Source organism: Maribellus luteus (genome assembly GCF_003576475.1).
Lineage (GTDB): Bacteria > Bacteroidota > Bacteroidia > Bacteroidales > Prolixibacteraceae > Draconibacterium > Draconibacterium luteum.
In genome coordinates this window covers 1-511 of record NZ_QWGR01000311.1, presented here as the reverse complement: position 1 = coordinate 511, position 511 = coordinate 1, and the positions used below count along the sequence as shown (strand labels likewise).

At 65.9% G+C, this 511-nt stretch carries 1 protein-coding gene; it reads left to right on the top strand.

The window, feature by feature from the left end; genetic code table 11:
- Positions 1-511: EAL domain-containing protein (locus tag D1614_RS29025; RefSeq protein WP_147384428.1), on the top strand; the 511-nt coding region annotated here is incomplete at both ends.

Genomic DNA, 511 nt, shown 5'->3' with positions numbered 1-511 from the left:
ATTGAACAGGCCGACCGTGCGCTCTACGGTGTGCAGCAGGGTGCCGAACAAAGCCCCGCGCTGTATGCGCCTGCGGCCATGCCCCCACGCACGGGGGGCATCACTGGCGCGACGGACGATACAGGCGATGCGGGCTCCAGCAACGGATACGACGCCATCGCCGAGCATCCGCGTCTGGCTGCGCAACTGCGCCATGCGCTTGCGCGCCGCCAGTTCAGCCTGAACCTGCAACCGCAACTGAGCCTGACCGACGGACGGATCGTCGGCTACGAGTTTTTGCTGCGCTGGATCTCTCCGGAATTGGGCGGCGTGGCACCGGCCGATTTTCTGCCGATCCTGGAACAGACCGGCGACATTCGCCAGGTAGGCCATTGGGTGCTCGACAACGCCGCGCAAATGCTGGCCGGGCTGCTGCGCGAAGAATCGCAGCGGGCGGGACGCAGCAGCCGGCATCAGCCGTGCGTGCATGCCGCCGTCAATCTGTCGGTTGCCCAGTTGCTGGATCCGCAAT